The organism is Pseudomonas sp. AM4(2022), from assembly GCF_036346515.1.
GTDB lineage: Bacteria > Pseudomonadota > Gammaproteobacteria > Pseudomonadales > Pseudomonadaceae > Aquipseudomonas > Aquipseudomonas paracarnis.
Map to the genome: position 1 here is coordinate 114691 of NZ_JAOTNW010000013.1, position 24307 is coordinate 138997.

Below are 24307 nucleotides of genomic sequence, written 5' to 3' on the forward strand. Positions count from 1 at the left end.
GTTGCGCCGGGGTAATTCGTGAAAAACCTTAAAATCGTTTGTCATCGTCCACGGCGCCACAACCTCCGAGCACCCCACAGGCAGAGAACAAGCAACGTCAGCACACCGGGCACCAGACCGATATTGATGGCTTTGAGCAGCGCCCCTAACGTCTCCACCTCCAGATTCGATTGCCTGGCCACCGCGCGCATCTCACTCGCAAGGGCGGTTTTTTCCTGAATGAAACGGTCGATTTCCGTTTGCTGATTGGCGCTCAGACCGGCATCGTCCTGATTCTCGGATTGCAACAACGACAACTGTCGTTCGGTTTCATCGAGCTTGCTCTGCAACGTGTCGCTCATGTCCCGAAATCGCTGCCGAGCTTGTCGCTGGAGGACTTCCACAGTGGTGAACGTGCGGCTGTAGTGCCCACGGGAGCGTAAATTGATCAAGGCATCAGTGCCGGTCAGGCTGTCCAGTGCATTGAGCACAAACACACCGTTGTCGGCCCAGGCTACGGGTTCGTTGATACGGCCTTGAGAGTCAACCCAAAGGTTGTCGCTGAGCAGATCGGTGTCGGCTACCACAATCACATTAATGTTTTCAGTCGAGGTAATTGCTCCAGGCTTGCCCTGCACCTCAGTCAGAAACGCCGACTGCGTCGGGCCTTGCAACCGGGCCGCGAGGGTGAAGCGCTCGCCTGACGGTTTCATTTCCCGCGCTAGTTCGCCCGAATCTTTCATTTGGTCAAAGCGCGCCGTGCTGAACGGCATCGAATACTCGGAGCCACGCAACAAAGGGCTGAATGTAGTGCGCGCACCTTCCAGTGGCTCAAGAATTCCTGCCGTGGTCATGTTGATGCTTTGCAGGCCGGCCGTCGTAACGTCTTGTTGATTCATCGCCGATGCAGGCAATGCGAGTGCCGTCGGTTGCCACACCGGATCGGTGCCGTCCTTGAGATTGACGAACTGCCCGTAGTGACCATCGCCCAGCACCTTGCCAGGCACCTGGCGCACCCCCCAAGCCCGTAACAATGGCGCCAGATCAGACGATTTGTCTTTGCTGGGAATGCCGAAGTACTGCTCACCGTGATCCTGCTCGCTATATGGGTCTACAAACAGCAGCAATCGGCCGCCCCGCAGCACGAATTGATCGATCGCCAATTGGCTGTTGTGGGTGAGTCGCTTGGGGTGCACCAACATGAGTACAGTGAGATCTGCAGGAATTTGCTCAATCTCGCCGCTCAACTCCTGCACATCGAAGGCCTTTCGGATCTCATCGAGCACGAACCAGGGCGGTAAAGTGCGTCGACTCTGCTCATCGAAGCCACCTGCCAAAGGAAGCGAGGACAACAAGCCGATGGGCGCCCTCTCCGGCTTGTCCAGTGCCTGTAACAAGCGACTGATTTCGTACTCCAGGAACGCCTGCTCATCCAGAGAAAACAATGGAATGCGTTGTGTATGCTGGTGTTCATCGACCGCCGCCAATCCGAAGAACACCTGCCCTCCGACTGCCCCCAATGGAATCGCATCCAATCCAAATTCACGTGCGCGATCTTCCTCGATGGAGAATGCCTGCGGATCTATCAGATGCAGTTTCAGCTTGCCATGGCTCTGACGCTCATATTCCCTGAGCAGCGCCTCGACGCGTCGGGCATAGCTGCGCAAAACAGGCAGCTCTTTGGCCGCCTCGCTGGAAAAAAACAGATAGAGATCCGTCGGACCGGCAAGCTGCTCGATAATCTGCCGGCTACCCTGGCTCAAGGTGAACAGTTGCTGCTCGGTCAGATCCAGCCGTGGCTCGTCCAGAGAGGTACCGACACCGGGACTGCCGGTCAGAATCGTCAAGGCTGCTCCGCTCAGGCACAGCGTGACGTAACGTACACGTCTCAAGTCCATGGCTTACGAAGCCTTCTTCAGATCGACGACCAACGCCGTCGCGGCCAGCCAAGCGACGATCTGACCGAAGAAATAAATCAGGTCTCGAGGAGCTATGACACCTTGGCTGATCGAGCCGAACCGTGCGAGGAAACTCATAGATGCGCTCACATCAAGCCACGCCATCGGCGCCCATTGTTTGAGCAGGTCCAGCACTGGAGCTGAACCGCTGGCAATGAACAACAAGCCAACCATGGCCGCCATCAAGTAAGCGACAACCTGACTCCTGCTGAGTGCAGACATACAGCCGCTGATCGCCAGGTAAACGCCGGCCAGTAACCAACTTCCCAGATAACCGCACAAAATAGCGCCATTGTCCGGCTCGCCCAGGTAATTGACTGTGAGCACTATTGGAACAGTCAGCAGCAACATCAGTGCGGCAATCAACCAGGCCGCGAGATATTTGCCGACCACCACTTCGAAACGGGTCAACGGCAAAGTCATCAAAATTTCAATGGTGCCGGACTTTCGCTCTTCAGCCCATTGGCGCATCGCCAAGGCTGGCATCAGCAGTAGATATATCCATGGGTGGTAGGCAAAAAACGGCGCCAGGTCCGCCTGGTTTCGCTCAAAAAACCCACCGGGATAAAATGTGCATACGCCACACAGCACCAGGAACGTCATCATCAACAGGTACGCGGTTGGCGTGGCGAAGTAGCTGCAGAACTCGCGCTGAATAATCGGCGGCAACATTCTCATGCGGCGCGCTCCCGTGTCAGGGTTCGAAACACTTCCTCAAGTCCTCCCCGCTCCACTTCCTGGCGCCGCACTTGCCAACCTTTGCTAAAGACCAAGGCATTGATCGCCGGAAGAATCACTGCGCCGTCCCGGGCTAGCACCTTCACGCTATGCACTTCGGGACCAGCCTCGATACCGGCGACTCCCGGCAGTACCGCCAGCGCCAGCAAGTCCAGTGGATGGTGACCGAACAGTGTCACGGCCTGATGATAACGGGAGCGGCTCTGCAGTTGCTCCAGCGTGTTGTCCGCCAATAAATGACCGCCGTCGATGACCAGAGCACGACTGCACAAGGAAGTGACCTCTTCCAGTATGTGCGTCGAAATCACTACAATTTTGTCCTTGGCGAGTTCAGAAATGAGCCCGCGCACATGGCGCTTTTGATTCGGATCAAGGCCGTCGGTGGGTTCATCGAGAATCAGCACTTTAGGGTCATGCAACATGGCTTGCGCCAGTCCAATCCGACGTTTGAAGCCCTTGGACAAAGTATCAATGCGGTCCGTGACCACGTAACCCAGCTCGAACCGATCGAGCATCTGCGCTACCCGCTGCTTCCTTTCGGCGCCACGATAACCGCGTACTTTGGCAATAAACCCAAGAAAACCCTGCACGCTCATATCGCCATAACAGGCATTACCTTCGGGCAAATAACCCACCAGACGCTGGGCCTGGCGAGTATGTCGGCTGATATCGAATCCGCACACGGTGACAGTTCCCGACGTCGGTTTTATCAGGCCTGTGAGCATGCGCAGGGTAGTAGATTTACCCGCACCGTTGGTGCCAAGTACCCCCAGCACTTCCCCCGTGGCAACTCGGAACGACAAATTGTTTACAGCAACATTCCCTGAGAAATGTTTTGTCAGCTTCGAAATATCAATCATGGCTTCCGGTTCGCTGGACGATTTTCCGCTTCGCGTTTGCAGAGACGGTCGTTGAGACCGGAACATAAACCGCTGATTGATTGATTTGAACCGGGGCAAGCGAATACCAGATCAGTCTGTGGGTCGCGATGAATTATCCGAGGCTGTTGGCGCTTTGTCCTACATAGGACAGCACCCTCACTCGCTATTCTTTGCGGTCTGTCATTCCAGATTTTCGTCCAATCCCGGAGCCGCGAAACCATGAAGTTTAGAACAATCACCGTTACGAATTCCGATGGTGAACCGCTTAACGCTGTCTTGTTGTGCGGCTTTTCGGCGACTGGGGCTGACAGGAAGTATGTGGTTTACAGCCTCAATGAAAAGCTTGGCGGCGGTCTGGCACGGATCTATGTAGCCTCATTGCGTGATGACCAGAACGACTTGCTCATGGCCTGCGTGTCCCCGATCGACTTCAAGATGGCGGCACAAACCCTCAAAAGCATTATTAGCGACGCCTTGGCTTCGGCATCCGGGATGAGAGATGGGAGCTATCAAATTCTTGATCTACTAGATGCCCGCATTATTCCGGGAGATGTACACACCCATCGTTCATTGAAGGTTAACGAAGCATGGGTGGAAAAGTTGCTGAATTTTCAACCGTCGGCAGGACCCTTTATACAAAAAACCATGGAAACTTCGACACCGGATATACATATCGAACTGGAGTGCACCGACTACTACTCGAAACTGACCCTCCTGAACCAATATGAAGACAACAATCGTCAGGCTCCCTCTCCGCCCTTGAACAAGAGCTCCCGAAATGACCTCGCTGCTTCTCCGACATCCGTTATGACCAACGTAGCGCCAACTATCTCCCTGGAAGCATCCGAGGAAACCGATCCAATGACCCAAAATACCGTATCGCGTATTGAACAAAGCTTGCAGACACTCATGACGAACCTAAGTAACCATAAAGAGGCACTGCAGAGCAAACACGAGGAGATCTATGGTGCTCGGCTTGAGCAGGAGCGTCTTGACCGCGACTTGACTATCCGCGAAGCCATGTTAGATCAACGGGAGGAAGAGTTGAGCAAAAGCGCTGCCTCACTGATTATTGCCGAGGCGCAGCTAAGTGAGTTGATCCACCTAATCAACGATGCCTCTCCCGTTACTGCCCTGTCCCCAGCATCATCAAATTCGGATTCATAGTTATTTGGGATATGCCTGCACTCGGAGAAAGCCTGACTAAAACACTCACTGTGCGGTAAGTTCGAACTGGGAATACTGTTACACCAGGCCAGGTTAATACCGGAGTAACAGTCACTAAAACACAACACCGTGAGTCGAGATTGCCTATTTCAAATTCAGAGCAATATTATTGGCCTCCCCTCGCCATGCCATGCCCCTGAGAATCGTGAGCAACCAAGTATCAAGACTCCCCCAACGAAGGCCAACTCGATGGATCCTTTACATGACATCCAAATTTTGCAGCTTAGACTAATCGAATCGGCTTCGGTGAGTGAAAGCTGTGCTACTGACCTGTTAGGCATCTTACGCAAACTGACTATCACCGAGGCCAAGGATGTCGTCGACATCATTGGCCTGCTGCAAAACGAGGCAGAAAGACTGCGTGAGCTTTCAAAAGCCTTGACTGCTCGCGGATATGCGATGCTTGACTGCTAAAGCAATGCGCATCAGTTTTGATCAGCATCACAAGATGCTACATAGGCAGCGGAGCCCAGCTTTTCGGCGGTTTTCACTAAGTCCTTTCAATATTTCAATGACTGAAATTTCAGTAAGCTGGCGGGCCTGCCACTAACGCGATCCCGCGGGTTTCCGACCCCGTACCCTTCGAAAGTCCACAGGGTCCCCGGCGGTTTTCTGCCCGGTCCGGTCAATCGACTCGGCATCCGAGTGCCATGCCCTACCCCCATCCCTTTGGAAAGACGGACATCCCTGCAAAGGTTTCAGCTAGAGAGATTCCGCGAGTTCGATAACCCGTGTAGGGGGCGGCCCTTGGGGAGGACCCGTAAAATCGGAGCGCCACCCGGCCTGCCCAGCACATGCCTTCGGTTCGGCCTCATTCAGGTCCAGCCGCTTGGCCACCCAGCGTTCGTACAACCCGATGGCGACATCCGCACCGGCCATTGCAGTTAGGCAACCCAAGGCGCCCGCCGTCCAGATCGACAGGCCTGCGCCGAACAGCAACATCATCGCTGACACGCCGCAGACGATGCAGGCACCGGACCGAAGTGCGAGACGCCGCAGTAACGCCCAGCCTCGCGCCCCGTCCTTGTCGGCGCGCCACATCTCGCCAGACACACCACCAACCAGGGATAAGGCAATCACCAACCAGATCGGCATCTCTGCCAGTGCCTGTTGCTCGTTCGTCATTGCCCTGCCCCTTAAACAAAAAGACCCGGCGCAATGGCCGGGTCAGGTGGTGGGTGGCCTGCCGCGCTTTGCGGTCGCACCCATCGAAGATGGCCCCTTTTTACAGGTCGATTCTGGTGGCAGCAAGACCGTTTTAATGCCATCCGGTGAATGTGTAGCTTACGTCCGGTGAACGGCTGGCGAATGTCGGTGAATATCTTTCCCGGCTGTCTTTTACTTTTCTGGCGTCCCATGCGTCCCACCTTCTCAAAACAAGGTGGGACGTCTGAAAGCTCCGCAGATTGGGGCTTTGCCCCACCGTCCTACTTTTATCTTTCTTTTCTCGTGTATAGAGAGAATATTTAAAAACACGCGTGCGCGTGAACACGCGCATTGATCCCCGCTACGCATACACGGGCGGGAGGCATGAAAAAGGTGGGACGGTGGGACATCCCAACAACGATGGGGCCTGCGCCCGTCCCACCACCGCAAAAAGCGGTGGGACGGAGGCAGGCCAGTGGGACGGCGTGAGCCAGAGTAATGCCCACGATCAAGCCGCTTCCCCCAGGAGGAAGTGCTCGACCACGATGTGAGCGTCATGCAAGCGCTGGTAGTAGAGGTTGCGTGTGCAGCCGCTCTCGGCCAGACGCGCAGTCAAAGGCGCATCAGGCTGGAAGTAATGCACCTGGACCACCGACATCAACTCAGGATCGAGGCGTTTCTTGACGATGCGCTCGATGTCCAGGGAGGCCTCCAGCGGCACCCTGCTCCCGCGCCTTCCGCGCACAAGCTGACCACCGCTCTCCATCATCATCGCGACCATGTTGCCGCCCGAGTAACCGGCAGCCACTTCATCGCTGTGCAGCTCCTGCGCCCATTGCTTGAGGGCCATATCGATTGCCTTAATCATCGAAGCACGGCTCCTCGAACTCAGATTGTTCCAGCGCAGGCGCCCTGCCCCAACCCTCCGGCTTTTTGTACGCCCACGGCCGCTGGCCGCTCTTGCTCAGGGCGCCCAAACGAAACCGTCGCCACCCCAGTCGATGCAGAATCGCACCCACACGCATCTGCTCGGGTTTGCCCCAATGACCGGGATCGAGCTTGAGCGCCTGACTCATCACCTCACTACCGGTGGTGGTCTCGCCGATCTGCGACTCTTCAAGCCAGGTCAGGATTGGCGTTTCCCATTCGTCCACCACAAAGCGTTCGTCCTGTTCCTCGCTGAACATCGGCGCTTCCTCTCGCGTTCCCCACCAGAGGTCGCCAGCCTCGAAGCAGAACATCGCTTCGGCCCACAACTGGTCGCGGATCTCGCGCAGCAACGCCACATCGACCTTGGTACAGGCCACCGGCCAATAACGACGGTTGCCGGTGGCGTCCTTGAGGTACTCGTTCTGGTTGGTGGTACCGACGAAGACACACTGGCGTGGCACGTCCAACGTTCTGCGGCCATAGCTTTCGCGGTACGTGTCGGTGGACGCCGAGAAGAACTGCTTGGCCTTGGTGCTCTCGGCCTTGTTGAAGCTGTCCAGCTCGCCCAGCTCGACGATCCACTTGCCGCGAATCGCCTGGAAGCCGTCCTTGTCGCCAAGGGCAAACGGCGTGTCCATGAACCACTCACCGCCAAGCACGCTCATCGCGGTCGACTTACCGGCGCCTTGTACGCCTTCGAGGATCATGACCGAGTCAGCCTTGCAGCCGGGCTTCATCACTCGCGCCACAGCCGAAATCATCCAGCGTTTGCCGACCTTGGACGTGTAGTCGGTTGCCTTCACGCCCATGACGTCCGTCAGCCACCGCTCGAGGCGCGGCACGCGATCCCATTCGAGTTTTTTCAGGTACTCACGCACCGGGTGAAACGCGTGGTCGTGGGCCACGACGCTGACCGCTTCGATCACGTGCGAGGACTTCACACGCAGGTTGTACTGCTGTGCGAGCCACTTCATGACGCGCACGTCGTCGATGTCGGCCCACTCCCCGGTGCCACCGCCATAAGGCGCCGCACGCAGCTTGACGATCTTCGAGCTGAAAGCGCAGTAGCTGATCACCCCGGCCCAGCGCTCGTCGTGAGCGAGGATCAGTTCGACGTTCTGCATGTGCGCGATCAAGGCGCCGCTTTCACTGCGGGCCAGTTGATCTTTCCAGCCACCGGCAGCGGGTGGGCGGACCACAGCGAGCACTTGTCGGCGAACCGCGTCGAGGCCTTCGGCGACGTGCAGATCGTTGAAGTCGGTCCACTTCTCGTGACGCTCGACAGAGAAGATCGGCGCAACGACCTGGGCACCGACGATCAACGCGGCGTTGCTCGCCTTCTCCTCACCTGGATTCCAGGCATCGCCGTTGGGCTTGGTGGTCTTCCAGTCATCGTCGCGGCAGATGATCAGCGGGCAGCCGGCGAAGCGTTCGCGCATGACCTTGCACACGGCCAGCAAGTTACCGGCATCGAAGGCTACGGCCACGGCCAGCGATGTCGCCATGTGCAGGCTGGCGCCGGTGGCGTAACCCTCACACACCAGCACCGGTTCACCCGGTACCGGGTGCGGACCGAGCAGGTGAAAGGTGCCCTCCTTCGCCATCCCGTATGGCCAGTAGGATTTGTCACGGCCGGTATCTTCCTGCTTGTCCGGGAAGATCACCTGCAGGCCCATGATCTGATCACGGGCATTGTTCATCGGGACCAGCACCGCACCGGTACGCGGCGCGTAACGCACCTTGATACCAACGATCTGCTTGCGGTCTAGGTAGTCGCTACGGCCTGTGGTCGGCATGCGCTCGAATAAACCCTGCGCCCTTTTCGCGGCCCGCCGCGCAGCGTTACTTGCGATTTCGGCGGCGCGGCGCTTGGCTTCTTCCTGGCGAGCGCGCATCACTTCGCGCTCTTCCGGCGACATGCGCCCGGCCTTGACCTTGATCTTCTGCGTCTCGCCCGAACGCCAGTCACCGAAAGCGCCGAAGATCAGCGTGTCGCCCTTCTCCGTGCGCTGCTCGTGGACCACGTACCAGCCGTTCTTTTCCTTGCCCTTGTCCTGCGAAGTCTTGCAGCGGGTCAGCTTGCCGAACACCAGCGGTTGCGCCGGCTCCAGACCGTAATCGGCGAATTGCCCCAACACTTCATCGAGCATGCTGAATCCCCCGCTCAGAGAGGGACTGGCAGCTGATGCATTGCGAGCAACCCGGTTGAGCCAGGCGGCGTGCTTCCGGGATCGGATCGTCACAGGCTTCACAGAACAGCAAGGAATGGGCAGCGCTTTCGGCTTTGGCAGCGCTGCGCGCCGCCATGGCCTGATCGATGCGTTCCTGCACCAGGTCGTTAGCGAAATCGGCGATGTCAGCCACGGTCAGCACCTCGCGTCGTCTGGTTGACGTAGGTGGCGCGGTTGAACAAACCCAGCAGACCTTGAATACCCCGGAACACCTGCAGGCGAATCGCCGCCAGTTCCTGATCAGTCACCACACCGTCGCCGATGCTCTTGGCCCAGGTCTCGGCCAAGTCGGCGACCTGACGGAAGTATTCGGCGATCCCCGTGGTCAGGGTCTCGGGCATGTCGTTGGTGTAGGTGTCGGCCAGCTCCTGCCAGATCGTGTCACCGACCAGCGCATGCACCGCATCGAGAATGCGGCGATCCTTGGTCAGTTCGAGGATCTCGCCGAACTCCTGAATATTGATGGAGTGGCTCGGATGGGTCGGCGACAATTTGTGCTGCAGCGTGGTCGGGTTACGGCCAGTGGTGGCTGCAATGGCAGCAGCGCCGCCCGGGTAATCGCGAGCGGCGTGGTACAGCGCTAAATCGAGCGGCAGGATTTCCCGCTGCGCCCGTTCCAGAGAACTCAGAGCGATACGGCTCATGGCATTAATCCTAAAAGTTGCCAGTGCCGCGCGACAGAAGTTGGTGATACATTTGCCGCGTGGTCTGGAGAGGCCCAAACGCCGGCTAGGTTCGTAAGACCAACACCGGCACCGTGCCGGGGCGAACAATCCGTTGTTCACCCCTGGCGCAACAGCTGCCAGCTCTGTGGTAAGAACGGCAGCAACACCAAGGCTTCCGAGCCTTGGAAACGCGATGAAGGTCGGCGGCATGTGGTGTGCTCGCCTTCTGACATCGCGACCCGATAGCATTGTGGTGATGCTATCGGGAGAAACTGGGCGACCCTTGGGTCGCCTTTTTTCTATGCAGCTTATATTTCAACGTCGGATTCGGCTGGGAATATCTCGGGTAAATCCGGCCTAAGCTGATGAGGTAGCAGCGCTCCAGAAAGTGCTTTCGATAGATGTCGAACCTGTGCGACTGGAATACCTCGCCGACGCCAATTAAAGAATCTCTGAGGGCTGATTTTGCACTCTCGCGAAAGCTGGGAAGGGCTTTTGCCGGAGGCCTCAGCAACCTGCAGTACTAAATCGAATATCTGAGCAGGTGTACTCATGACGTTATCCATACCAAACAAATTGAACGGCAAGACCAGGCATTACGTTTGTTATCATCTGAATGCAAGCGCTGTAACATTCTGTTTATGAGTAAACAAACGCAAAACCTCAAAGGCCAACGCTTCCGTGAAGCGCTCGAAGACTCCGGATTGACGGGGGCCCAGCTCGCTCGAATTCTCGATCTCGAGAACGACCAGAACATCACGAACTGGAAAGCTAGGGGCGTCCCCGCGTACATGGTCGGCGAAGTTGCGCTGACACTTGTCGTGGAGCGCGAGTGGCTAGAAGGGAAAGATGTACCAATGCGGACCAAGAGCACTGAGCGAAACCCATTACGCCCGGCTGCTAACGATTCGCCGCTTTACGTGCTGGAGCCAATGGCTCCTTGGGACTCAGAAACACCAATAGACAATGACGAGGTGGAGCTAAGGTTGTACAAGGAAGTGGAGTTATCCTCTGGACCTGGAAAGGTTGCGCGTACAGAGGTTCAGGAGATCGCTGGACCCAAGCTTCGTTTTTCACGAGCTACGATGAGGACTTGCGGAGTAGATCCCTCAAACGCTGTATTTGCCACCAACAGCGGGAACAGTAATCACCCACTGATTCTTTCGGGAGCGACAGTCGGCATTGATACGGGAATGACGCGAATCGTCGATGGCGAAATGTACGCAATCGACCACGACGGGCATTTTCGGATTAAGTTTCTTCAACGTACTGCCAACGGCATCAAGATGAGGAGCTTCAATTCACAGGAATACGCTGACGAAGACTATGACTTCGATCAGATCATGGCTCAACGGGTGGTAATTCTTGGCCGCATATTTTGGTGGTCATCAATACGTCCATTGAAAGGCCCCTCTCTGATCTGACACCAAACAAAATGTGTTGACCAAAAACCAAACAGATTGTTTACCTGCCTCACTCTCCAACCACAGTGAGGCATCACCATGCGCGCCACCGCATCCCTACATGTCCATCCTGCATGCGTCAGCAATCGCAAACTGATCGAACAGCTGCAGCTCGCCACGGGCTGTCTGGTCGTCATTCATAACAGCAAACCAAAGCTTGTCGCCAAGTCTTGCCAGCCCTCTCCTATCGATCCGAACGGTGGAGGGCACGCAGCATGATCAAGTACAAGATCGACAACCGCACGCTGCAGTTGCTTAACGCCCAGGTCAACCTAACCGAGACCTTCAACCACGTCCTGCGCACAGCACCGAAGCGTGAATGCCTGGCATTCCGTCTCAAGGCTGAGCGCGGCGCAGTGGTAAGCACTTTTGTCGTGGAGCTGGGCAGCGAACGCCACACGCTGACCCTGCCAAACGACAAGAAGATGCACCTCAAACTGGCAGACTTTATTGAAGAGATTGCCAACGGTCCGTTCGACGCGAGCAACTCCAGCGATCTGGTGCATCTCCCACATGCCGATCGTCAATACGGTCGCTTTGAAGCCCAGGACAAGCAGCGCTTGTTCGAACTGGTGCACACCGGCGGCGTGCTGAGCCTCGACATGGGTTTTGAACTTCCGCTGCATGTGGCGCTGCATCGTACTCATACACGCCGCGGCGTCACCGCGATCTTGAGCATCGGCAACAAGAGTCCGCATACGCGCTGCTTCACCTTGTATGACTCCGATGCCGAGATCTACGCAAAGGTCATTGAGTCCATTAATCACCTTGCTGCAGCGGCCACTCCAGCTGCGCACGCAGCATAGGAGAGAGATATGGAACGCACCCTCGCCCAAGCAGCCACACAACTCGGCCTCACTCGTCCCAAACTGATCGCTCTCATGCGGGAAAAAGGTTTGCTCAAGGGAAACCTGCCAGCGAACCCGAAGCGCGACAAAGCGTACCTGCGTGTCAAGGACAGCCCCTGGTATGACGAAAAATGCGGAATGCAGTACAGCCAGTCGACCCGCGTCATGCAAGCCGGCATCCGCTGGCTGGCCGAGCAGTTGGACATCGATCTTCCTGCCATCCCGGCAGATCGCCGTGACGTGGCCTAGGGAGTACGCCCGCCAGATCGTTGCCATGCGCACACGCGAGGAGCGCAACGCCGCGCTCCTCGAAGTGCCCGAACATCTGCGCGAGCTGACCAGACGCCACTGCCTGAACGCCTGGAACCACCCGGCACGACAACAACGCAAGGAGGCTCGACAAGTCCATGAGTAACGCTGCACAGAACCCGCTTCGCCTTCATCCGGCGCCTGAATCGGCCACCGTCGAACTGCTCTATCGAATCTTCGGTGACGTCCTGATCCCGCTAGAAAAAGTCCGCGAGCAGTACTTTCGCAATCTCAACGAGCAGTCGTTCGTGACGGAGATCAACAGCGGCCGGATCCAGCTTCCCATAACCACGCTGGATACCAGCCGCAAGGCGCTGAAGTACGCGCACATCCGCCATGTTGCCTCGCTGATCGACATCCGCGCCTACAAGGCTGATGAAGACATGCAACGCCAGCAGGACGGCCAACGCCAAACGGCCCCCACACCACTGACGGCTGTCACCACCAGCCGATGACAATCCTAGGAGCACACCACATGATGACCACAATACAAATCGGTGCACTGATCATCCTGATAGCTCTGGCCGCCGTGCTGCTCTGGGGCGGTTACATCATAGGCCGCAGCGATGGCCTGGAGACCGGCCTGCGCGAGGGTGAAGACATCCAACGCGCCGCAAGCGCCAAAACCATCCGCGAGCTTCGGGCCTCCCTGCAGTTCATCCGGGCCGATCACACTCGCTTGGCACAAACCTGCAAACGACTTGAAGCACCCCCCCTCTTTGGCCCGGCCGAGCACCAGACGCTGGTTGCCATCGGCGAGTTGCTGCGGATCGCCGCCGAAACTTTTAGCGCCTTTCGTACCGGCAAGAAGCTCGAGCGTGATGCCCGATCACTGCGCGAACAGGCACTTGCAATGGCTGCGCAGCTGCAAACAGGAATCCAGGGCAGCTTAGTAAGACAACCACTCGGCACCGCCAACCAATTTACTGTGGAGGCTACGTGATGTGGTTACTTTTCCCTCAGACGCAACGGACGGAACGTCCGGCCCCGAGCTCATTGGAAGAAGCATCTAACTCACACCGAAGGGAGGGTTAAGGAAATGACTAATAGCAGTTTGGAATCCGTACCTCACCCTGACGTAGATAAGGTGTCGGAGGAAGTTATGGCCCATTTCCTAGGCATTTCGTCTAGGGCTCTTGCGACGCGCCGCGCACGCAAACAGATACCTGAAGGGGTCTGGAACAAGCAGGGACATCGCATTATGTATAGCAAAAGAAGGTACGAGGAATGGCAAGAAGCACAATGGATTTGCCCAGTGGAGTGGAACTCTTCCGCAAATCCCTCAGGATTCGTTTTACTTGGAACGGGGTCCGCAGATGCGAAACGCTCCCCTACCCCGCGACGCAGAAAGGCATTAAAGCTGCATCCCAACTACGCGATCAAGTAAAAAGCCTGATCAAGCTCGGTCTCCTGGATGATACCAAGTACGCCGAGCTGTTCCCCGGCTCGGCCGTTCTGCTGAACAGCATTCCAACCTTTCACGAATACGCGCAGCTTTGGCTTGATGGTCGAGTCATCACAACCGGCACGCGCAACAACTACAAAGGTGCACTGAATCTGTACTGGATTCCGCCACTGGCATTGATCCGCATAGATCAAATCACCACCACACTCCTTCGCCGCATCATTGCGGCCACGGAGTGGACATCGCCAGGTGTTCGGCGTAACGCCCTGGTCAAACTGTCGACGATTCTGGAAGCAGCAGTAGCTGAAGAATTGATCAAGAAGAACCCGGCCGCGACGATAGACCGACCCAAGCGATCGCGAAAGGAGATCAGCCCGTTCTCCTTGGATGAAGCGAACCGCATCATTGCCCACCTGTACCAGACAACGCACTGGCCCAGCGGGATCTATGCCGCATTCTTTGAGTTCGCATTCTTCACGGGGCTTCGGCTGTCGGAGGTCGCGGCGTTGCGCTGGGATGCTGTCGACCTGGTGAAACGCCAGGTACATGTCTGCCGCACCGTAGCGCTTGGCCTCGTCGAGGAGCGAACCAAGACCAACAAGGTCCGCTTTGTTCTGCTGAATGAACGAGCGCTGCACGCGCTCGAGTTCGCCCGTCAATACGCAGAGCGTCGTGCAAACGGCATCGGCAAGATCAAAACAACGCCCTACGTGTTCCCGCCTTCGAAGAACAGCGAGTACATCAAACAGACGTCGGACCTGCACAAACAGTGGAGGCCAGCGCTGAAGGCTTTAGCGCTGCCTCATCGGCCGCCGTACAACTGCCGTCATACTTATGCGACAATATGCTTAATGTCCAACATGAACCCCGCATTCATCGCTCAGCAGCTCGGCCACAGCGTCCAAATGTTGCTGACGACGTATGCGCGTTGGCTCAACTCAAGCTCAGACTGGGGGGAGCTGGAAAAGCTCCAGATTGGTATCAAATCGGTATCAGGCAAAAAAGACCAGCTCTAACCCATTGATAGGTAAGGTAATTGATCTCCACAGCTAACATCACCATGCAGTTCGGCGCCAAGCCGCTCTTCGAGAACGTCTCGGTCAAGTTCGGCGCCGGCAACCGCTATGGTTTGATCGGTGCCAACGGTTGCGGCAAGTCGACCTTCATGAAAATCCTCGGTGGCGACCTCGACCCGTCCGGCGGCCAGGTCATGCTCGAGCCGAATGTGCGCCTGGGTAAACTGCGCCAGGACCAGTTCGCCTATGAAGAATTCACCGTGCTCGACACCGTGATCATGGGCCACGAGGAGCTGTGGAAGGTCAAGGCCGAGCGCGACCGTATCTACTCGCTGCCGGAAATGAGTGAAGAAGACGGCATGGCCGTGGCCGAGCTGGAAACCGAGTTCGCCGAAATGGATGGCTACACCGCCGAATCCCGCGCCGGTGAGCTGCTGCTGGGCCTGGGTATTCCCCTGGAACAGCATTTCGGCCCGATGAGTGAAGTGTCCCCAGGCTGGAAGCTGCGCGTATTGCTGGCCCAGGCGCTGTTCTCGGATCCTGAAGTGCTGTTGCTCGACGAACCGACCAACCACTTGGACATCAACACCATCCGCTGGCTGGAAAACATCCTCACCCAGCGCTCCAGCCTGATGATCATCATCTCTCACGACCGTCACTTCCTGAACAGCGTGTGCACCCACATGGCTGACCTGGACTACGGCGAGCTGCGCCTGTTCCCCGGCAACTACGACGAGTACATGACCGTGGCGACCCAGTCCCGCGAGCAATTGCTGTCGGACAACGCCAAGAAGAAAGCGCAGATCTCCGAACTGCAATCCTTCGTCAGCCGCTTCTCGGCCAACGCCTCCAAAGCCAAGCAGGCCACCTCCCGTGCCAAGGCGATCGACAAGATCCAGCTGGCCGAGGTCAAGCCATCGAGCCGTGTGAGCCCGTTCATCCGTTTCGAGCAGAACAAAAAGCTGCACCGCCAGGCGGTCATGGTCGAAAAGATGGCCAAAAGTTTTGACGGCAAGCCGCTGTTCAAGGACTTCAGCTTCCAGGTTGAAGCGGGCGAGCGCGTGGCGATCATCGGCCCTAACGGTATCGGCAAAACCACCCTGCTGCGCACCCTGGTCAACGAACTGACCCCGGACGCCGGCAGCATCAAGTGGACCGACGCCGCCGAGCTGGGCTACTACGCCCAGGACCACGCTCACGACTTCGAAGACGACGTGAGCCTGTTCGACTGGATGGGCCAGTGGACCCAAGGCGAGCAAATGATTCGTGGCACCCTGGGCCGCATGTTGTTCTCCAACGACGAAATCCAGAAATCGGTCAAAGTGATCTCCGGTGGCGAACAAGGTCGCATGCTGTTCGGCAAGCTGATCCTGCAAAAGCCGAACGTATTGATCATGGACGAACCGACCAACCACTTGGATATGGAATCCATCGAGGCGCTGAACCTGGCGCTGGAGAACTACCCGGGCACGCTGATCTTCGTCAGCCACGACCGTGAGTTCGTATCGTCCCTGGCCACCCGCATTATCGAGTTGAGCCCTAGCGGCGTGATCGACTTCAGCGGCACCTATGACGACTACCTGCGCAGCCAGGGTGTGGTGTTCTAAGAGCCGCACTTAGCTGCAAGCTACAAGCTGCAAGAAAAAGCCCTGTCCCTGTGACAGGGCTTTTTGCATCCGCACTGTGCCGGGCGCTGATTTTATGGGCGATGCATGAACAGTGTGGAAACTGGCTTGCCTGCGATAGCGGTGGTTCAGTTAAAGATGCAGTGACTGACAAGCAGCCTTCGCGAGCAAGCCCGCTCCCACAGGGAATCGGTGCCAGACGCTGATTTTATAGGCAATACATAACCAGTGTGGGAGCTGGTTTGCCTGCGATAGCGGTGGTTCAGTTAAAGATGCAGTGACTGACACACCGCCTTCGCGGGCAAGCCCGCTCCCACAGGGGTCTCTGTAGGCGCCCCCTCGCTCCTACAGGCAGGCGGGATATGCCATGATGCTGTACCGCCCGCCAGCGATTGACTATTCATGCCTGCCGCCCCCTCCTCCCTGTCGATCACCCTGCAGATCGTTTCCATCGTCTTCTACACCTTCATAGCCTTTATCTGCATCGGCCTGCCGATTGCGGTGATTCCAGGCTATGTGCACGAGCAACTGGGCTTCAGCGCCGTGGTGGCCGGGGTGACCATCGGTTCTCAGTACCTGGCTACACTGCTCAGCCGTCCGATGGCTGGGCGGATGTCGGATAACGTCGGTACCAAACGTGCGATCGTGCTGGGCCTGGCCGGTATTCTGATCAGCGGTGTACTGACCTTTATCGCCACACTGCTGGAAAGTCTGCCCAGCTTGAGCCTGGGTATTCTGATCGCCGGTCGCCTATTACTGGGCGTGGCCCAGGGCCTGATTGGCGTGGGGACCATCAGTTGGTGCATGGGCGCGGTGGGCGCCGAGCACACCGCACGCTCGATTTCCTGGAATGGCATCGCCTCCTATGGCGCCATTGCCATTGGTGCGCCACTGGGTGTGGTGATGGTGGCTGATTATGGCTACACCAGCCTGGGTATTGCTCTGGCGGTGCTGGCGGCGTTGGGCCTGGTGCTGATCCGCAATAAACCGTCGGTGCCGGTGGTGCGCGGAGAACGGCTGCCGTTCTGGGCGGTGTTCGGGCGAATCGCACCATTCGGCGCCAGCCTGTGCCTGGCCTCGATTGGCTACGGCACGCTGACGACCTTCATCACCCTGTATTACCTGAATCGTGGCTGGGCCGGTGCAGCGTATTGCCTGACGGTATTTGGCGTGTGTTTTATTCTCTCGCGCCTGGTGTTTATCTCAGCCATCAGCCGGTTTGGCGGGTTCACCGCCGCCATCGCCTGCATGCTGATCGAAACCCTGGGCCTGACGCTGTTGTGGCTTGCGCCGTCTACCGGCGTGGCCTTGATCGGCGCAGGGTTGACCGGTTTTGGTTTGTCGCTGGTTTACCCGGCGCTCGGCGTGGAAGCTATTAAGCAAGTGCCGGACAGCAGCCGCGGTGCGGGGCTGAGTGCGTATGCGGTGTTTTTCGACCTGGCACTGGCGATTGCCGGGCCGTTGATGGGCGCCGTGGCATTGAACCTCGGCTATGGCTGGATCTTCTTCTGCGCGGCGTTGCTGTCGGTCAGCGCGCTCGGCCTGACCGTACTGCTCAAGCGCCGAGCCTACTGATCAGCGGTCTGCAAGCCGGCGCGCGTGGCCTCGCCCAGGGTATGGCTGAAAAAACGCCCGGCCTCAGAGACCAGATCGCGGTGGATGCCTTCGCGGTCGACGCCATCGGCATCCGTGCAAATGGCTGGCATGCTCGCCAGTTGATCGCTGTCACACGGCGCCATGAACACGAAGTGCCCGGCCCCGGCCAACAGTTTGAAATCCGGTGGCTGCGGCAGCTTGCGCGCCAGGGCGGCGGCGTTCTTGTCCACGGCCACCAACTGGTCGCCATCGCCACTGTAGAGCAGCACCGGCACATGCACGTCCGCCAGGGTGTGGCGGCCGAACATCAAGCTCAGCGGCGCCATCAGCATTAACGCATGGATGCGCGGGTCGGCCTGGGGTTGCAGGTCTTCGCGATCGACCACCAACTCGCCCTTGGTGGTGCACGCGTCGCGGTCTTCGGGGCGTTCGTGGCAGTAGCGACGCAGACGTTCGAAATCCGGCTTGGCGCCCGCCAGAATCAATGCTGTCTCGCCACCGGCGGAATAACCGATGACGCCGATCTGATCGATATCGACAAAGGGCGACAGCATCGGCTCGGCCAAGGCGGCGGTGATCGCCTGGGAGATCTGGATCGGCCGCCCATATAAATTGCTCACGGTGCCCAGGCGGCTGTGGTCCTTGTAGTTGTCACCGGGATGCAGCACCGCCACCACCACAAAGCCCTTGCGCGCCAAGGCGGTGGCCAGGTCATGCAGGGCCAGCGGGGTGCCGGTATTGCCGTGGGACAACATCAACATCGGGAAACGCCCGATCGCCACCTTGGCATCTTCGCTGGCCGCCACATGGTAGGCGCCCAAGGCGGTGGTGCGCTCCGCATCGGTGGAGGGGTAGAACGCGATGGCTTTCATCGGCTGCGCATCCAGCGGGTCGAGAAAACTCATGCGATGAAACCCCACACTCCAATGCGGGTGCGGTGCCGGCGCAGCGTGCACTGAAACCAGGCCGCCAATCAGGGAAAGAACCAAAACAGCACAAAGACGCATCATGGGGATGTCCACCTTTGCTGCACAAGAACCGGCCTGTCGAATAAAAAGTCCAGGGTATCGAATGGATGTCTGCATAACCTGGGCCACAACGAAAAAACTCCGTACTCCGCTCGCGTTCAGGCGATCAGAATACAGAGTTTAGGCGCTCGGTTTCAGAATGAAACCGAGGACAGGGCAAATTTACATAAGCCTTACGCAGCGGCGAACAGTTGCTCGTTGATGCGCACGTTGGCGTCGCTCATGGCTTTGCTGCGCACTTCATCACCGTAGGCCAGGCCTTCAGCACGAACGATCTCAATGTCGGTGATGCCCAGGAAGCCGAACAGCAGCTTCAAGTAACCTTCGTGGGCTGCGCCCGAGGCTTGGTCGGCATGCAGGCCACCGGCGGTGGAAACAATAATGACTTTCTTGTTGCCGCACAGGCCTTCAGGGCCTGCTTCGGAATAACGGAAGGTCTGGCCGGCAACTGCAATGCGGTCGATCCAGGCTTTCAATTGGGTTGGGATGGTGAAGTTGTACATCGGCGCACCCACCACCACAGCGTCGGCGGCGAGAAACTCAGCCAGCGACGATGCACTCAGTTCAGCCTCGTGCTTTTGCGCCGCATCGCGCAGTTCAGCGGCAGTGCCCAATGCACCCAGAGTAGCGCCGGAGAAATGGTTGATGCTTTCGCTGGCGAGGTCGCGGTAGGTCACTTCCACACCCGGCTGGGCGGCTTGCCACGCCTTGACCACACCGGCGCTGAGCTGACGGGAGGCCGAGTTGTCGCCGAGGATGCTGGAATCGATGTGCAAGAGTTTCATGATGGATCTCCGAGGTGGGATCGACAGTGGCGATCAGATGGTGGTGATGCTACGCATGAAACCAATGGTCGATAAGCCACCTGAAATGCGATAGTTTGTCCCACTGACAGGACAATAGGCCCACCATGCAAGACCTCAACGACCTCTACTATTTCGCCAAAGTCGTCGAAGCCGGCGGTTTTGCTGCGGCTGGCCGGTTGCTCGGGATTCCCAAATCCAGGCTGTCTCGGCGCATTGCCGAGCTGGAAGACCGCCTGGGTGCACGCCTGCTGCAACGCACCACCCGACAACTGACGCTCACCGCGGTGGGCGAGCGCTACTTGCGCCACTGCCAGGCCATGCTGCTGGAAGCGGAAATGGCCGACGAGGCCGTGGCCAGCATGTCCAGCGAGCCGCGTGGGCGGCTGCGGGTCAGTTGCCCGGTGGGCCTGGCCCAGCAGATCCTGCCGGAGCTGGTAGCCGGTTTTTTGGCCGCGCACCCGTTGGTGCAGTTGGACATGACCCTGGTGAATCGCCGCGTCGACCTGGTGGCCGAAGGCATTGACGTGGCGCTGCGCGTACGCGAACTGGGCGACGAAGACCCGTTGCTGGTCACCAAACGCCTGCGCCAGGCGCATACCGTGCTGGTGGCCAGCCCCGTTTTCATGCGTGAGCGGCGGGTCGAAACCCTGGAAGACCTCAAGCAGTTGCCAATCCTTGGCGCACTCGAGGCGGACCGAATGGTGCACCAACGCATCATCGACCCGCAGGGCAACATGCACGAGCTAGTGATGGAGGCGCGCCTGGGCATCGAAGACTTTATCGTGCGCAAGGCCAGCGCAATGATGGGCGTGGGCTTTACGGTGCTGCCAATGATGTACTGCGAAGAAGAACTGGCTAATGGCCGCCTGGTGCAATTGCTACCGGAGTGGTCGTTGCCGGGCGGCTGGTTGCAGGCCGTATACCCGCACCGGCGCGGGGTGCTGCCGGCCATCCGGGCCTGGATCGACTATCTGGAAGAAGGCTTCAAAGGCTGTGGAGATCGGCTGTTATGAGCATGACAGAAGAACAAGTCGCACGTTTTTGCCTGAGCCTGCCAGGCGCACGGGAAGACTATAAATGGGGTGGCGTGCGGGTGTTTTCGATTGCCGGCAACAAGATGTTCGCCTTGCAGAACCTGCGCGGGGAGTCGCTGGCCTTCAAGGTCGACAAAGAATTGTTCCTGGGCCACGTCGACCGGCCGGGCATTCACCCGGCGCCTTACCTGGCGAGGGCGCAGTGGGTCATCATGAACACGCCCTACCCTTTGGGCGCAGAGGAACTGCGTGGCTTGTTGCAGCGCTCCCACCAGTTGGTGGTCAGCAAACTGCCCAAGCGCACGCAGATTGGCTTGCGGCTAGAGGATTGACAGCAAGGTGCCGCCGAGGAACAGCTGGTCCAGCCAGAACACCTGGTGCAACAGCACAATCACCCAGAACAACACCTGGTAAGACACCTTGCGCGTCTTGTGCCGGAACACCTGCTGGGCAATCAACGCCCCCGGCCAACCGCCGGCCAGCTCCACCGCATGCAGGATGTTTTCCGGGGTACGCCAGCCTTCGGTCTGCGCCTTGCGCTTGTCGCTCCAGTACAGGAAGAACGCCACCACGCTGACCACGCCATAGGCCATCAACGGGATCACTGTTTCACCGCGATACCACAGCAACGCCGAGCCCAGCAGCGGCGCGGCACACAGCAGTACGAAGATCAGCGCCTTCAGGCGTGGGTGCTGGATACTCATGGCTTGACCGCAGTCCAGTCGATCCAGCCGAACTGCCAGGTCGCGAGGATCACCAGGCCGAAGGCGATCCGGTACCAGGCAAACGCCGCGTAGCTGTGGCTGGCGATGAACTTGAGCAGGGCCTTGACCGCAATCATCGCGAAGATGAACGAGGTGACAAAGCCAATGGCGAACACCGGCAGGTCCGCGGGCTGGAACAGGTCACGGTATTTATAGCCCGAGTACACCGCCGCACCGACCATGGTTGGCATCGCCAGGAAGAACGAGAACTCGGTGGCCGTCTTGCGCGACAGGCCAAACAACAGGCCGCCGATGATCGTCGCACCAGAACGCGAAGTGCCGGGGATCATGGCCAGGCACTGGGCCAGGCCGACTTTCAGGGCGTCTTTCCAGGTGATGTCATCGACTGTCTCAGCCCGCACCGCATGCTGGCGGCGTTCAGCCCACAACATGATCACGCCCCCCACCACCAGCGCCGTGGCCACGGTGATCGGGTTGAACAGGTAGTGCTTGATCAGATCGGCGAAGATCACCCCGAGTACCACCGCGGGCAATACGGCAATGATCAGGTTGACCGTGAAACGCCTGGCTTGGGGCTGGGTCGGCAGGCCGATGACCACGTCAAAGATCTTGCGCCGAAACTCCCAGACTACCGCCAGTATCGCGCCGAGCTGGATGATGATGTTGAAGGCTTCGAAACGCTCGCCGCCAAAATTGATCAGGTCGGCGACGATGATCTGGTGGCCAGTGCTGGAGATCGGCAAGAACTCCGTAAGCCCCTCGACGATGCCGAGAATCAATGCCTGTATGGCGGTCCAAAAATCCATGCTGTCTCCAAAGGTCATGCGCGTGGCATGCCTCTTAGTCTTTTTTAAGTTCACTGACGACGAGCGCACACAAGCGCCCGCGGTTGATTCTCAACGCCGGTCTGCAAAAATTCCGTGAAAAATCAGGCAGTACTCAGGTTTTTCGATTCCGGGCCGAAAGCCTATCAGACACGCCGGAAATCTCGAAGCAGCACCACAATTATAAAGAGCAGGGAGTGACAGGACGATGAACAGTTTGCGCAGCATGTCGATCAGCCGCCGCCTTTGGCTGATCCTGATAGTCGCCGTGTTGATGCTGCTGGCCTTGGGGCTGTTGATGCTCAACCAGATCCACGGCGACCTCTACCAGGCCAAGCGCCAGCAGACCCAGCACGTAGTGCAGACCGCCAGTGGCGTACTCAGCTATTACCAGAACCTGGAAAAAACCGGCGTACTGACCCGCGACGCCGCGCAACAACAGGCCCTGAGCGCGGTGCGCGGGCTGCGTTATGACCACGATGATTACTTCTGGATCAACGACCTCACCCCCGTGATGATCATGCACGCGGCCAACCCCAAGCTCGACGGCCAGAACCTCTCGGCGATTCGCGACCCAGACGGTTTCGCGGTGTTCAACGAATTCGTGAGCCTGGCCAAGGCCAAGGGCGCCGGCATCGTCAACTACCGCTGGCCCAAGCCTGGCGCCGAAGCGCCGGTAGAGAAAACCTCGTACATTCAACTGTTCGAACCCTGGGGCTGGATTATCGGCTCCGGCGTCTACGTGGACGATGTACAGGCCGAATTCAGGGGCCAGGTGTGGAAAGCCTCGGCCATTGGCCTGGGCATTGCGCTGATGATGGCCGTGCTGGTGGTGCTGATTGCCCGCAGCATCGTGCAGCCGTTGCAGGCGGCGGTGAATGCCATGGGCAACATTGCCAGTGGCGAAAGTGACCTGACCCACAGCCTCGACACCCACGGCCGTGATGAATTGACGCAACTGGCCCAGCACTTCAATAGTTTCACCGCCAAGCTGCGCCAGGTGGTCGGCCAGTTGCAGGTGTGCGCGAACGCCCTGGGCCAGTCGTCTACCGAGCTGGGCCACAACGCCAGCCAGGCCCATGACCGCAGCCAGCAGCAGTCGCAGCAGATGGAACTGGTGGCCACCGCCATCAACGAAGTCACCTACGGCGTGCAGGACGTGGCCAAGAATGCCGAGCACGCCGCCAGCGAAATGCGCGATGCCCAGGCACAGGCACAGCAGGGCCAGGTCAATATCGACGGCAGCTTGCAGCAGATCGACCAACTCTCCACCACCATCAGCCAGGCCGTGGAGGTGATCCGTACGCTCTCCAGCGAAAGCACGCAGATCGGCGGGGTATTGGAGGTGATCCGCTCTATCGCCGACCAGACCAATCTGCTCGCCCTCAACGCCGCCATCGAAGCCGCCCGTGCGGGCGAGCAAGGCCGTGGGTTTGCAGTGGTCGCCGATGAGGTGCGCCTGCTGGCCCAGCGCACGCAGAAATCCACCGCCGAGATCCAAGTGATGATCGAGCGCCTGCAAGGCCACTCCGAAGCGGCGGTCAAGGTCATCAGCGACAGCCACAGCGCCTCGCAACTGACCATTGAACAAGCCGGCCAGGCGGGCGCAAGCCTCACCGCCATCGGCCAGGCGCTGCACAACCTCAACGGCCTGAACGCCTCGATAGCCAGCGCCACCCTACAACAGGCCCACGTGGTGGAAGACATCAACCAGAACGTCACCCAAGCGGCCGGGCTGTCCCACAGCACCGCGCTGGCGGCGGAGCAATCCAGCGTGGCGAGTGCACAGTTGCGTGGGTTGAGTGAACAGCTTGATGGGCTTTTGCGTCAGTTCAAGGTCTGATGTCCCTCAGCGGTGGGAGGGCTGCCCTCT

24 protein-coding genes and 1 pseudogene are annotated in these 24307 nt (G+C 58.5%); 13 read left to right on the plus strand and 12 right to left on the minus strand.

What is annotated here, in order from left to right; all coding sequences use genetic code 11:
- Positions 1–41 precede the first annotated feature (41 nt).
- Genes ODQ19_RS18750 through ODQ19_RS18760 form a run of 3 tightly spaced genes read right to left on the minus strand, consistent with a single transcriptional unit; the run spans position 42 to position 3535 of the window.
- Complete coding sequence (locus tag ODQ19_RS18750; RefSeq protein WP_330210893.1) at positions 42–1826, minus strand: Gldg family protein; 1785 nt, start codon at positions 1824–1826, stop codon at positions 42–44.
- A 54-nt stretch (positions 1827–1880) separates the two neighbouring features.
- Positions 1881–2615, minus strand: coding sequence for an ABC transporter permease subunit (locus ODQ19_RS18755; RefSeq protein WP_330210894.1), 735 nt, complete (start codon positions 2613–2615; stop codon positions 1881–1883).
- A complete protein-coding gene (locus tag ODQ19_RS18760; RefSeq protein ID WP_330210895.1) occupies positions 2612–3535 on the minus strand; it encodes an ABC transporter ATP-binding protein in 924 nt (307 codons plus the stop codon). Before ODQ19_RS18760 ends, ODQ19_RS18755 begins: the two co-directional genes overlap by 4 nt.
- Before the next feature lie 240 nt (positions 3536–3775).
- On the opposite strand from ODQ19_RS18760, the gene ODQ19_RS18765 reads away from it, so the two are divergent.
- Positions 3776–4723, plus strand: coding sequence for a hypothetical protein (locus ODQ19_RS18765; protein ID WP_330210896.1), 948 nt, complete (start codon positions 3776–3778; stop codon positions 4721–4723).
- Positions 4724–4972: 249 nt separating this feature from the next.
- Positions 4973–5197 carry a hypothetical protein gene (locus ODQ19_RS18770; RefSeq protein ID WP_330210897.1) on the plus strand — a complete coding sequence of 75 codons (225 nt, stop codon included), beginning with the start codon at positions 4973–4975 and terminating at the stop codon, positions 5195–5197.
- Between the two features lie 387 nt (positions 5198–5584).
- On the opposite strand, the pseudogene ODQ19_RS18775 reads toward ODQ19_RS18770, so the two are convergent.
- The 5 genes and pseudogenes from ODQ19_RS18775 to ODQ19_RS18795 form a co-directional block, all read right to left on the minus strand.
- A pseudogene (locus ODQ19_RS18775) lies at positions 5585–5908 on the minus strand (phage holin family protein); the annotation flags it as partial.
- Positions 5909–6437: 529 nt separating this feature from the next.
- Positions 6438–6797, minus strand: a complete 360-nt coding sequence (locus ODQ19_RS18780) for a PA0613 family protein (RefSeq protein WP_103366964.1) — start codon at positions 6795–6797, stop codon at positions 6438–6440.
- Complete coding sequence (locus ODQ19_RS18785; RefSeq protein WP_330210898.1) at positions 6790–9009, minus strand: VapE domain-containing protein; 2220 nt, start codon at positions 9007–9009, stop codon at positions 6790–6792. The genes ODQ19_RS18780 and ODQ19_RS18785 overlap by 8 nt, the downstream gene beginning before the upstream one ends.
- Entirely contained in the window at positions 8999–9223 is a 225-nt protein-coding gene (locus ODQ19_RS18790; RefSeq protein WP_008080171.1) for a TraR/DksA family transcriptional regulator, read from the minus strand. The genes ODQ19_RS18785 and ODQ19_RS18790 overlap by 11 nt, the downstream gene beginning before the upstream one ends.
- Positions 9216–9734 carry a phage regulatory CII family protein gene (locus ODQ19_RS18795; protein WP_009049401.1) on the minus strand — a complete coding sequence of 173 codons (519 nt, stop codon included), beginning with the start codon at positions 9732–9734 and terminating at the stop codon, positions 9216–9218. The genes ODQ19_RS18790 and ODQ19_RS18795 overlap by 8 nt, the downstream gene beginning before the upstream one ends.
- Before the next feature lie 662 nt (positions 9735–10396).
- Between ODQ19_RS18795 and ODQ19_RS18800 the strand changes: the two genes are divergently transcribed.
- From ODQ19_RS18800 to ODQ19_RS18835, 8 genes are all read left to right on the plus strand, one after another.
- Complete coding sequence (locus tag ODQ19_RS18800) at positions 10397–11179, plus strand: S24 family peptidase (RefSeq protein WP_108224734.1); 783 nt, start codon at positions 10397–10399, stop codon at positions 11177–11179.
- A 254-nt stretch (positions 11180–11433) separates the two neighbouring features.
- Positions 11434–12024, plus strand: coding sequence for a hypothetical protein (locus ODQ19_RS18805; RefSeq protein WP_204894537.1), 591 nt, complete (start codon positions 11434–11436; stop codon positions 12022–12024).
- A gap of 9 nt (positions 12025–12033) precedes the next feature.
- Positions 12034–12315 (plus strand): phage antirepressor KilAC domain-containing protein, encoded by a 282-nt coding sequence (locus tag ODQ19_RS18810; RefSeq protein ID WP_008086765.1) that lies wholly within the window; start codon positions 12034–12036, stop codon positions 12313–12315.
- Between the two features lie 158 nt (positions 12316–12473).
- Entirely contained in the window at positions 12474–12830 is a 357-nt protein-coding gene (locus tag ODQ19_RS18815) for a pyocin activator PrtN family protein (RefSeq protein ID WP_330210899.1), read from the plus strand.
- A 20-nt stretch (positions 12831–12850) separates the two neighbouring features.
- Complete coding sequence (locus tag ODQ19_RS18820) at positions 12851–13318, plus strand: hypothetical protein (protein ID WP_330210900.1); 468 nt, start codon at positions 12851–12853, stop codon at positions 13316–13318.
- A 284-nt stretch (positions 13319–13602) separates the two neighbouring features.
- Entirely contained in the window at positions 13603–14796 is a 1194-nt protein-coding gene (locus ODQ19_RS18825; protein ID WP_330210901.1) for a tyrosine-type recombinase/integrase, read from the plus strand.
- A 20-nt stretch (positions 14797–14816) separates the two neighbouring features.
- On the plus strand, positions 14817–16403 hold the full coding sequence (locus tag ODQ19_RS18830; RefSeq protein ID WP_330210902.1) for an ABC-F family ATPase: 1587 nt from the start codon (positions 14817–14819) through the stop codon (positions 16401–16403).
- A gap of 420 nt (positions 16404–16823) precedes the next feature.
- Entirely contained in the window at positions 16824–17996 is a 1173-nt protein-coding gene (locus ODQ19_RS18835) for an MFS transporter (protein WP_330210903.1), read from the plus strand.
- On the opposite strand, the gene ODQ19_RS18840 is transcribed toward ODQ19_RS18835, so the two are convergent.
- Together ODQ19_RS18840 and ODQ19_RS18845 are read right to left on the minus strand one after the other, a co-directional pair.
- Positions 17990–19027: an alpha/beta hydrolase family protein gene (locus ODQ19_RS18840; protein ID WP_330210904.1), complete on the minus strand. Its 1038-nt coding sequence runs from the start codon at positions 19025–19027 to the stop codon at positions 17990–17992. The two genes, ODQ19_RS18835 and ODQ19_RS18840, sit on opposite strands and share 7 nt — an antisense overlap.
- A gap of 191 nt (positions 19028–19218) precedes the next feature.
- On the minus strand, positions 19219–19830 hold the full coding sequence (locus ODQ19_RS18845; RefSeq protein WP_116668706.1) for an FMN-dependent NADH-azoreductase: 612 nt from the start codon (positions 19828–19830) through the stop codon (positions 19219–19221).
- Positions 19831–19955: 125 nt separating this feature from the next.
- Here ODQ19_RS18845 and ODQ19_RS18850 point away from each other — a divergent pair, with 125 nt between their 5' ends.
- Both ODQ19_RS18850 and ODQ19_RS18855 read left to right on the plus strand, forming a co-directional pair.
- Positions 19956–20864, plus strand: coding sequence for a LysR substrate-binding domain-containing protein (locus ODQ19_RS18850; RefSeq protein WP_105226753.1), 909 nt, complete (start codon positions 19956–19958; stop codon positions 20862–20864).
- Entirely contained in the window at positions 20861–21217 is a 357-nt protein-coding gene (locus ODQ19_RS18855) for an MmcQ/YjbR family DNA-binding protein (RefSeq protein WP_034127343.1), read from the plus strand. Before ODQ19_RS18850 ends, ODQ19_RS18855 begins: the two co-directional genes overlap by 4 nt.
- Here ODQ19_RS18855 and ODQ19_RS18860 read toward each other — a convergent pair.
- Together ODQ19_RS18860 and ODQ19_RS18865 are read right to left on the minus strand one after the other, a co-directional pair.
- Entirely contained in the window at positions 21206–21589 is a 384-nt protein-coding gene (locus ODQ19_RS18860; protein WP_032892008.1) for a DUF1294 domain-containing protein, read from the minus strand. The two genes, ODQ19_RS18855 and ODQ19_RS18860, sit on opposite strands and share 12 nt — an antisense overlap.
- Entirely contained in the window at positions 21586–22416 is an 831-nt protein-coding gene (locus tag ODQ19_RS18865) for an undecaprenyl-diphosphate phosphatase (RefSeq protein WP_034127341.1), read from the minus strand. The genes ODQ19_RS18860 and ODQ19_RS18865 overlap by 4 nt, the downstream gene beginning before the upstream one ends.
- Positions 22417–22642: 226 nt before the next feature.
- Here ODQ19_RS18865 and ODQ19_RS18870 point away from each other — a divergent pair, with 226 nt between their 5' ends.
- Positions 22643–24277 (plus strand): methyl-accepting chemotaxis protein, encoded by a 1635-nt coding sequence (locus ODQ19_RS18870; protein ID WP_003191044.1) that lies wholly within the window; start codon positions 22643–22645, stop codon positions 24275–24277.
- The last annotated feature ends 30 nt before the right edge of the window (positions 24278–24307 follow it).

Bases quoted from the DNA above. Each gene is read 5' to 3' on its own strand.
- ODQ19_RS18755 (WP_330210894.1), bottom strand. From the start codon at position 2,615: ATGAGAATGTTGCCGCCGATTATTCAGCGCGAGTTCTGCAGCTACTTC.
- ODQ19_RS18760 (WP_330210895.1), bottom strand. From the start codon at position 3,535: ATGATTGATATTTCGAAGCTGACAAAACATTTCTCAGGGAATGTTGCT.
- ODQ19_RS18765 (WP_330210896.1), top strand. From the start codon at position 3,776: ATGAAGTTTAGAACAATCACCGTTACGAATTCCGATGGTGAACCGCTT.
- ODQ19_RS18770 (WP_330210897.1), top strand. From the start codon at position 4,973: ATGGATCCTTTACATGACATCCAAATTTTGCAGCTTAGACTAATCGAA.
- ODQ19_RS18780 (WP_103366964.1), bottom strand. From the start codon at position 6,797: ATGATTAAGGCAATCGATATGGCCCTCAAGCAATGGGCGCAGGAGCTG.
- ODQ19_RS18785 (WP_330210898.1), bottom strand. From the start codon at position 9,009: ATGCTCGATGAAGTGTTGGGGCAATTCGCCGATTACGGTCTGGAGCCG.
- ODQ19_RS18795 (WP_009049401.1), bottom strand. From the start codon at position 9,734: ATGAGCCGTATCGCTCTGAGTTCTCTGGAACGGGCGCAGCGGGAAATC.
- ODQ19_RS18800 (WP_108224734.1), top strand. From the start codon at position 10,397: ATGAGTAAACAAACGCAAAACCTCAAAGGCCAACGCTTCCGTGAAGCG.
- ODQ19_RS18805 (WP_204894537.1), top strand. From the start codon at position 11,434: ATGATCAAGTACAAGATCGACAACCGCACGCTGCAGTTGCTTAACGCC.
- ODQ19_RS18810 (WP_008086765.1), top strand. From the start codon at position 12,034: ATGGAACGCACCCTCGCCCAAGCAGCCACACAACTCGGCCTCACTCGT.
- ODQ19_RS18815 (WP_330210899.1), top strand. From the start codon at position 12,474: ATGAGTAACGCTGCACAGAACCCGCTTCGCCTTCATCCGGCGCCTGAA.
- ODQ19_RS18820 (WP_330210900.1), top strand. From the start codon at position 12,851: ATGATGACCACAATACAAATCGGTGCACTGATCATCCTGATAGCTCTG.
- ODQ19_RS18825 (WP_330210901.1), top strand. From the start codon at position 13,603: ATGGCAAGAAGCACAATGGATTTGCCCAGTGGAGTGGAACTCTTCCGC.
- ODQ19_RS18835 (WP_330210903.1), top strand. From the start codon at position 16,824: ATGCCTGCCGCCCCCTCCTCCCTGTCGATCACCCTGCAGATCGTTTCC.
- ODQ19_RS18840 (WP_330210904.1), bottom strand. From the start codon at position 19,027: ATGATGCGTCTTTGTGCTGTTTTGGTTCTTTCCCTGATTGGCGGCCTG.
- ODQ19_RS18845 (WP_116668706.1), bottom strand. From the start codon at position 19,830: ATGAAACTCTTGCACATCGATTCCAGCATCCTCGGCGACAACTCGGCC.
- ODQ19_RS18850 (WP_105226753.1), top strand. From the start codon at position 19,956: ATGCAAGACCTCAACGACCTCTACTATTTCGCCAAAGTCGTCGAAGCC.
- ODQ19_RS18855 (WP_034127343.1), top strand. From the start codon at position 20,861: ATGAGCATGACAGAAGAACAAGTCGCACGTTTTTGCCTGAGCCTGCCA.
- ODQ19_RS18860 (WP_032892008.1), bottom strand. From the start codon at position 21,589: ATGAGTATCCAGCACCCACGCCTGAAGGCGCTGATCTTCGTACTGCTG.
- ODQ19_RS18865 (WP_034127341.1), bottom strand. From the start codon at position 22,416: ATGGATTTTTGGACCGCCATACAGGCATTGATTCTCGGCATCGTCGAG.
- ODQ19_RS18870 (WP_003191044.1), top strand. From the start codon at position 22,643: ATGAACAGTTTGCGCAGCATGTCGATCAGCCGCCGCCTTTGGCTGATC.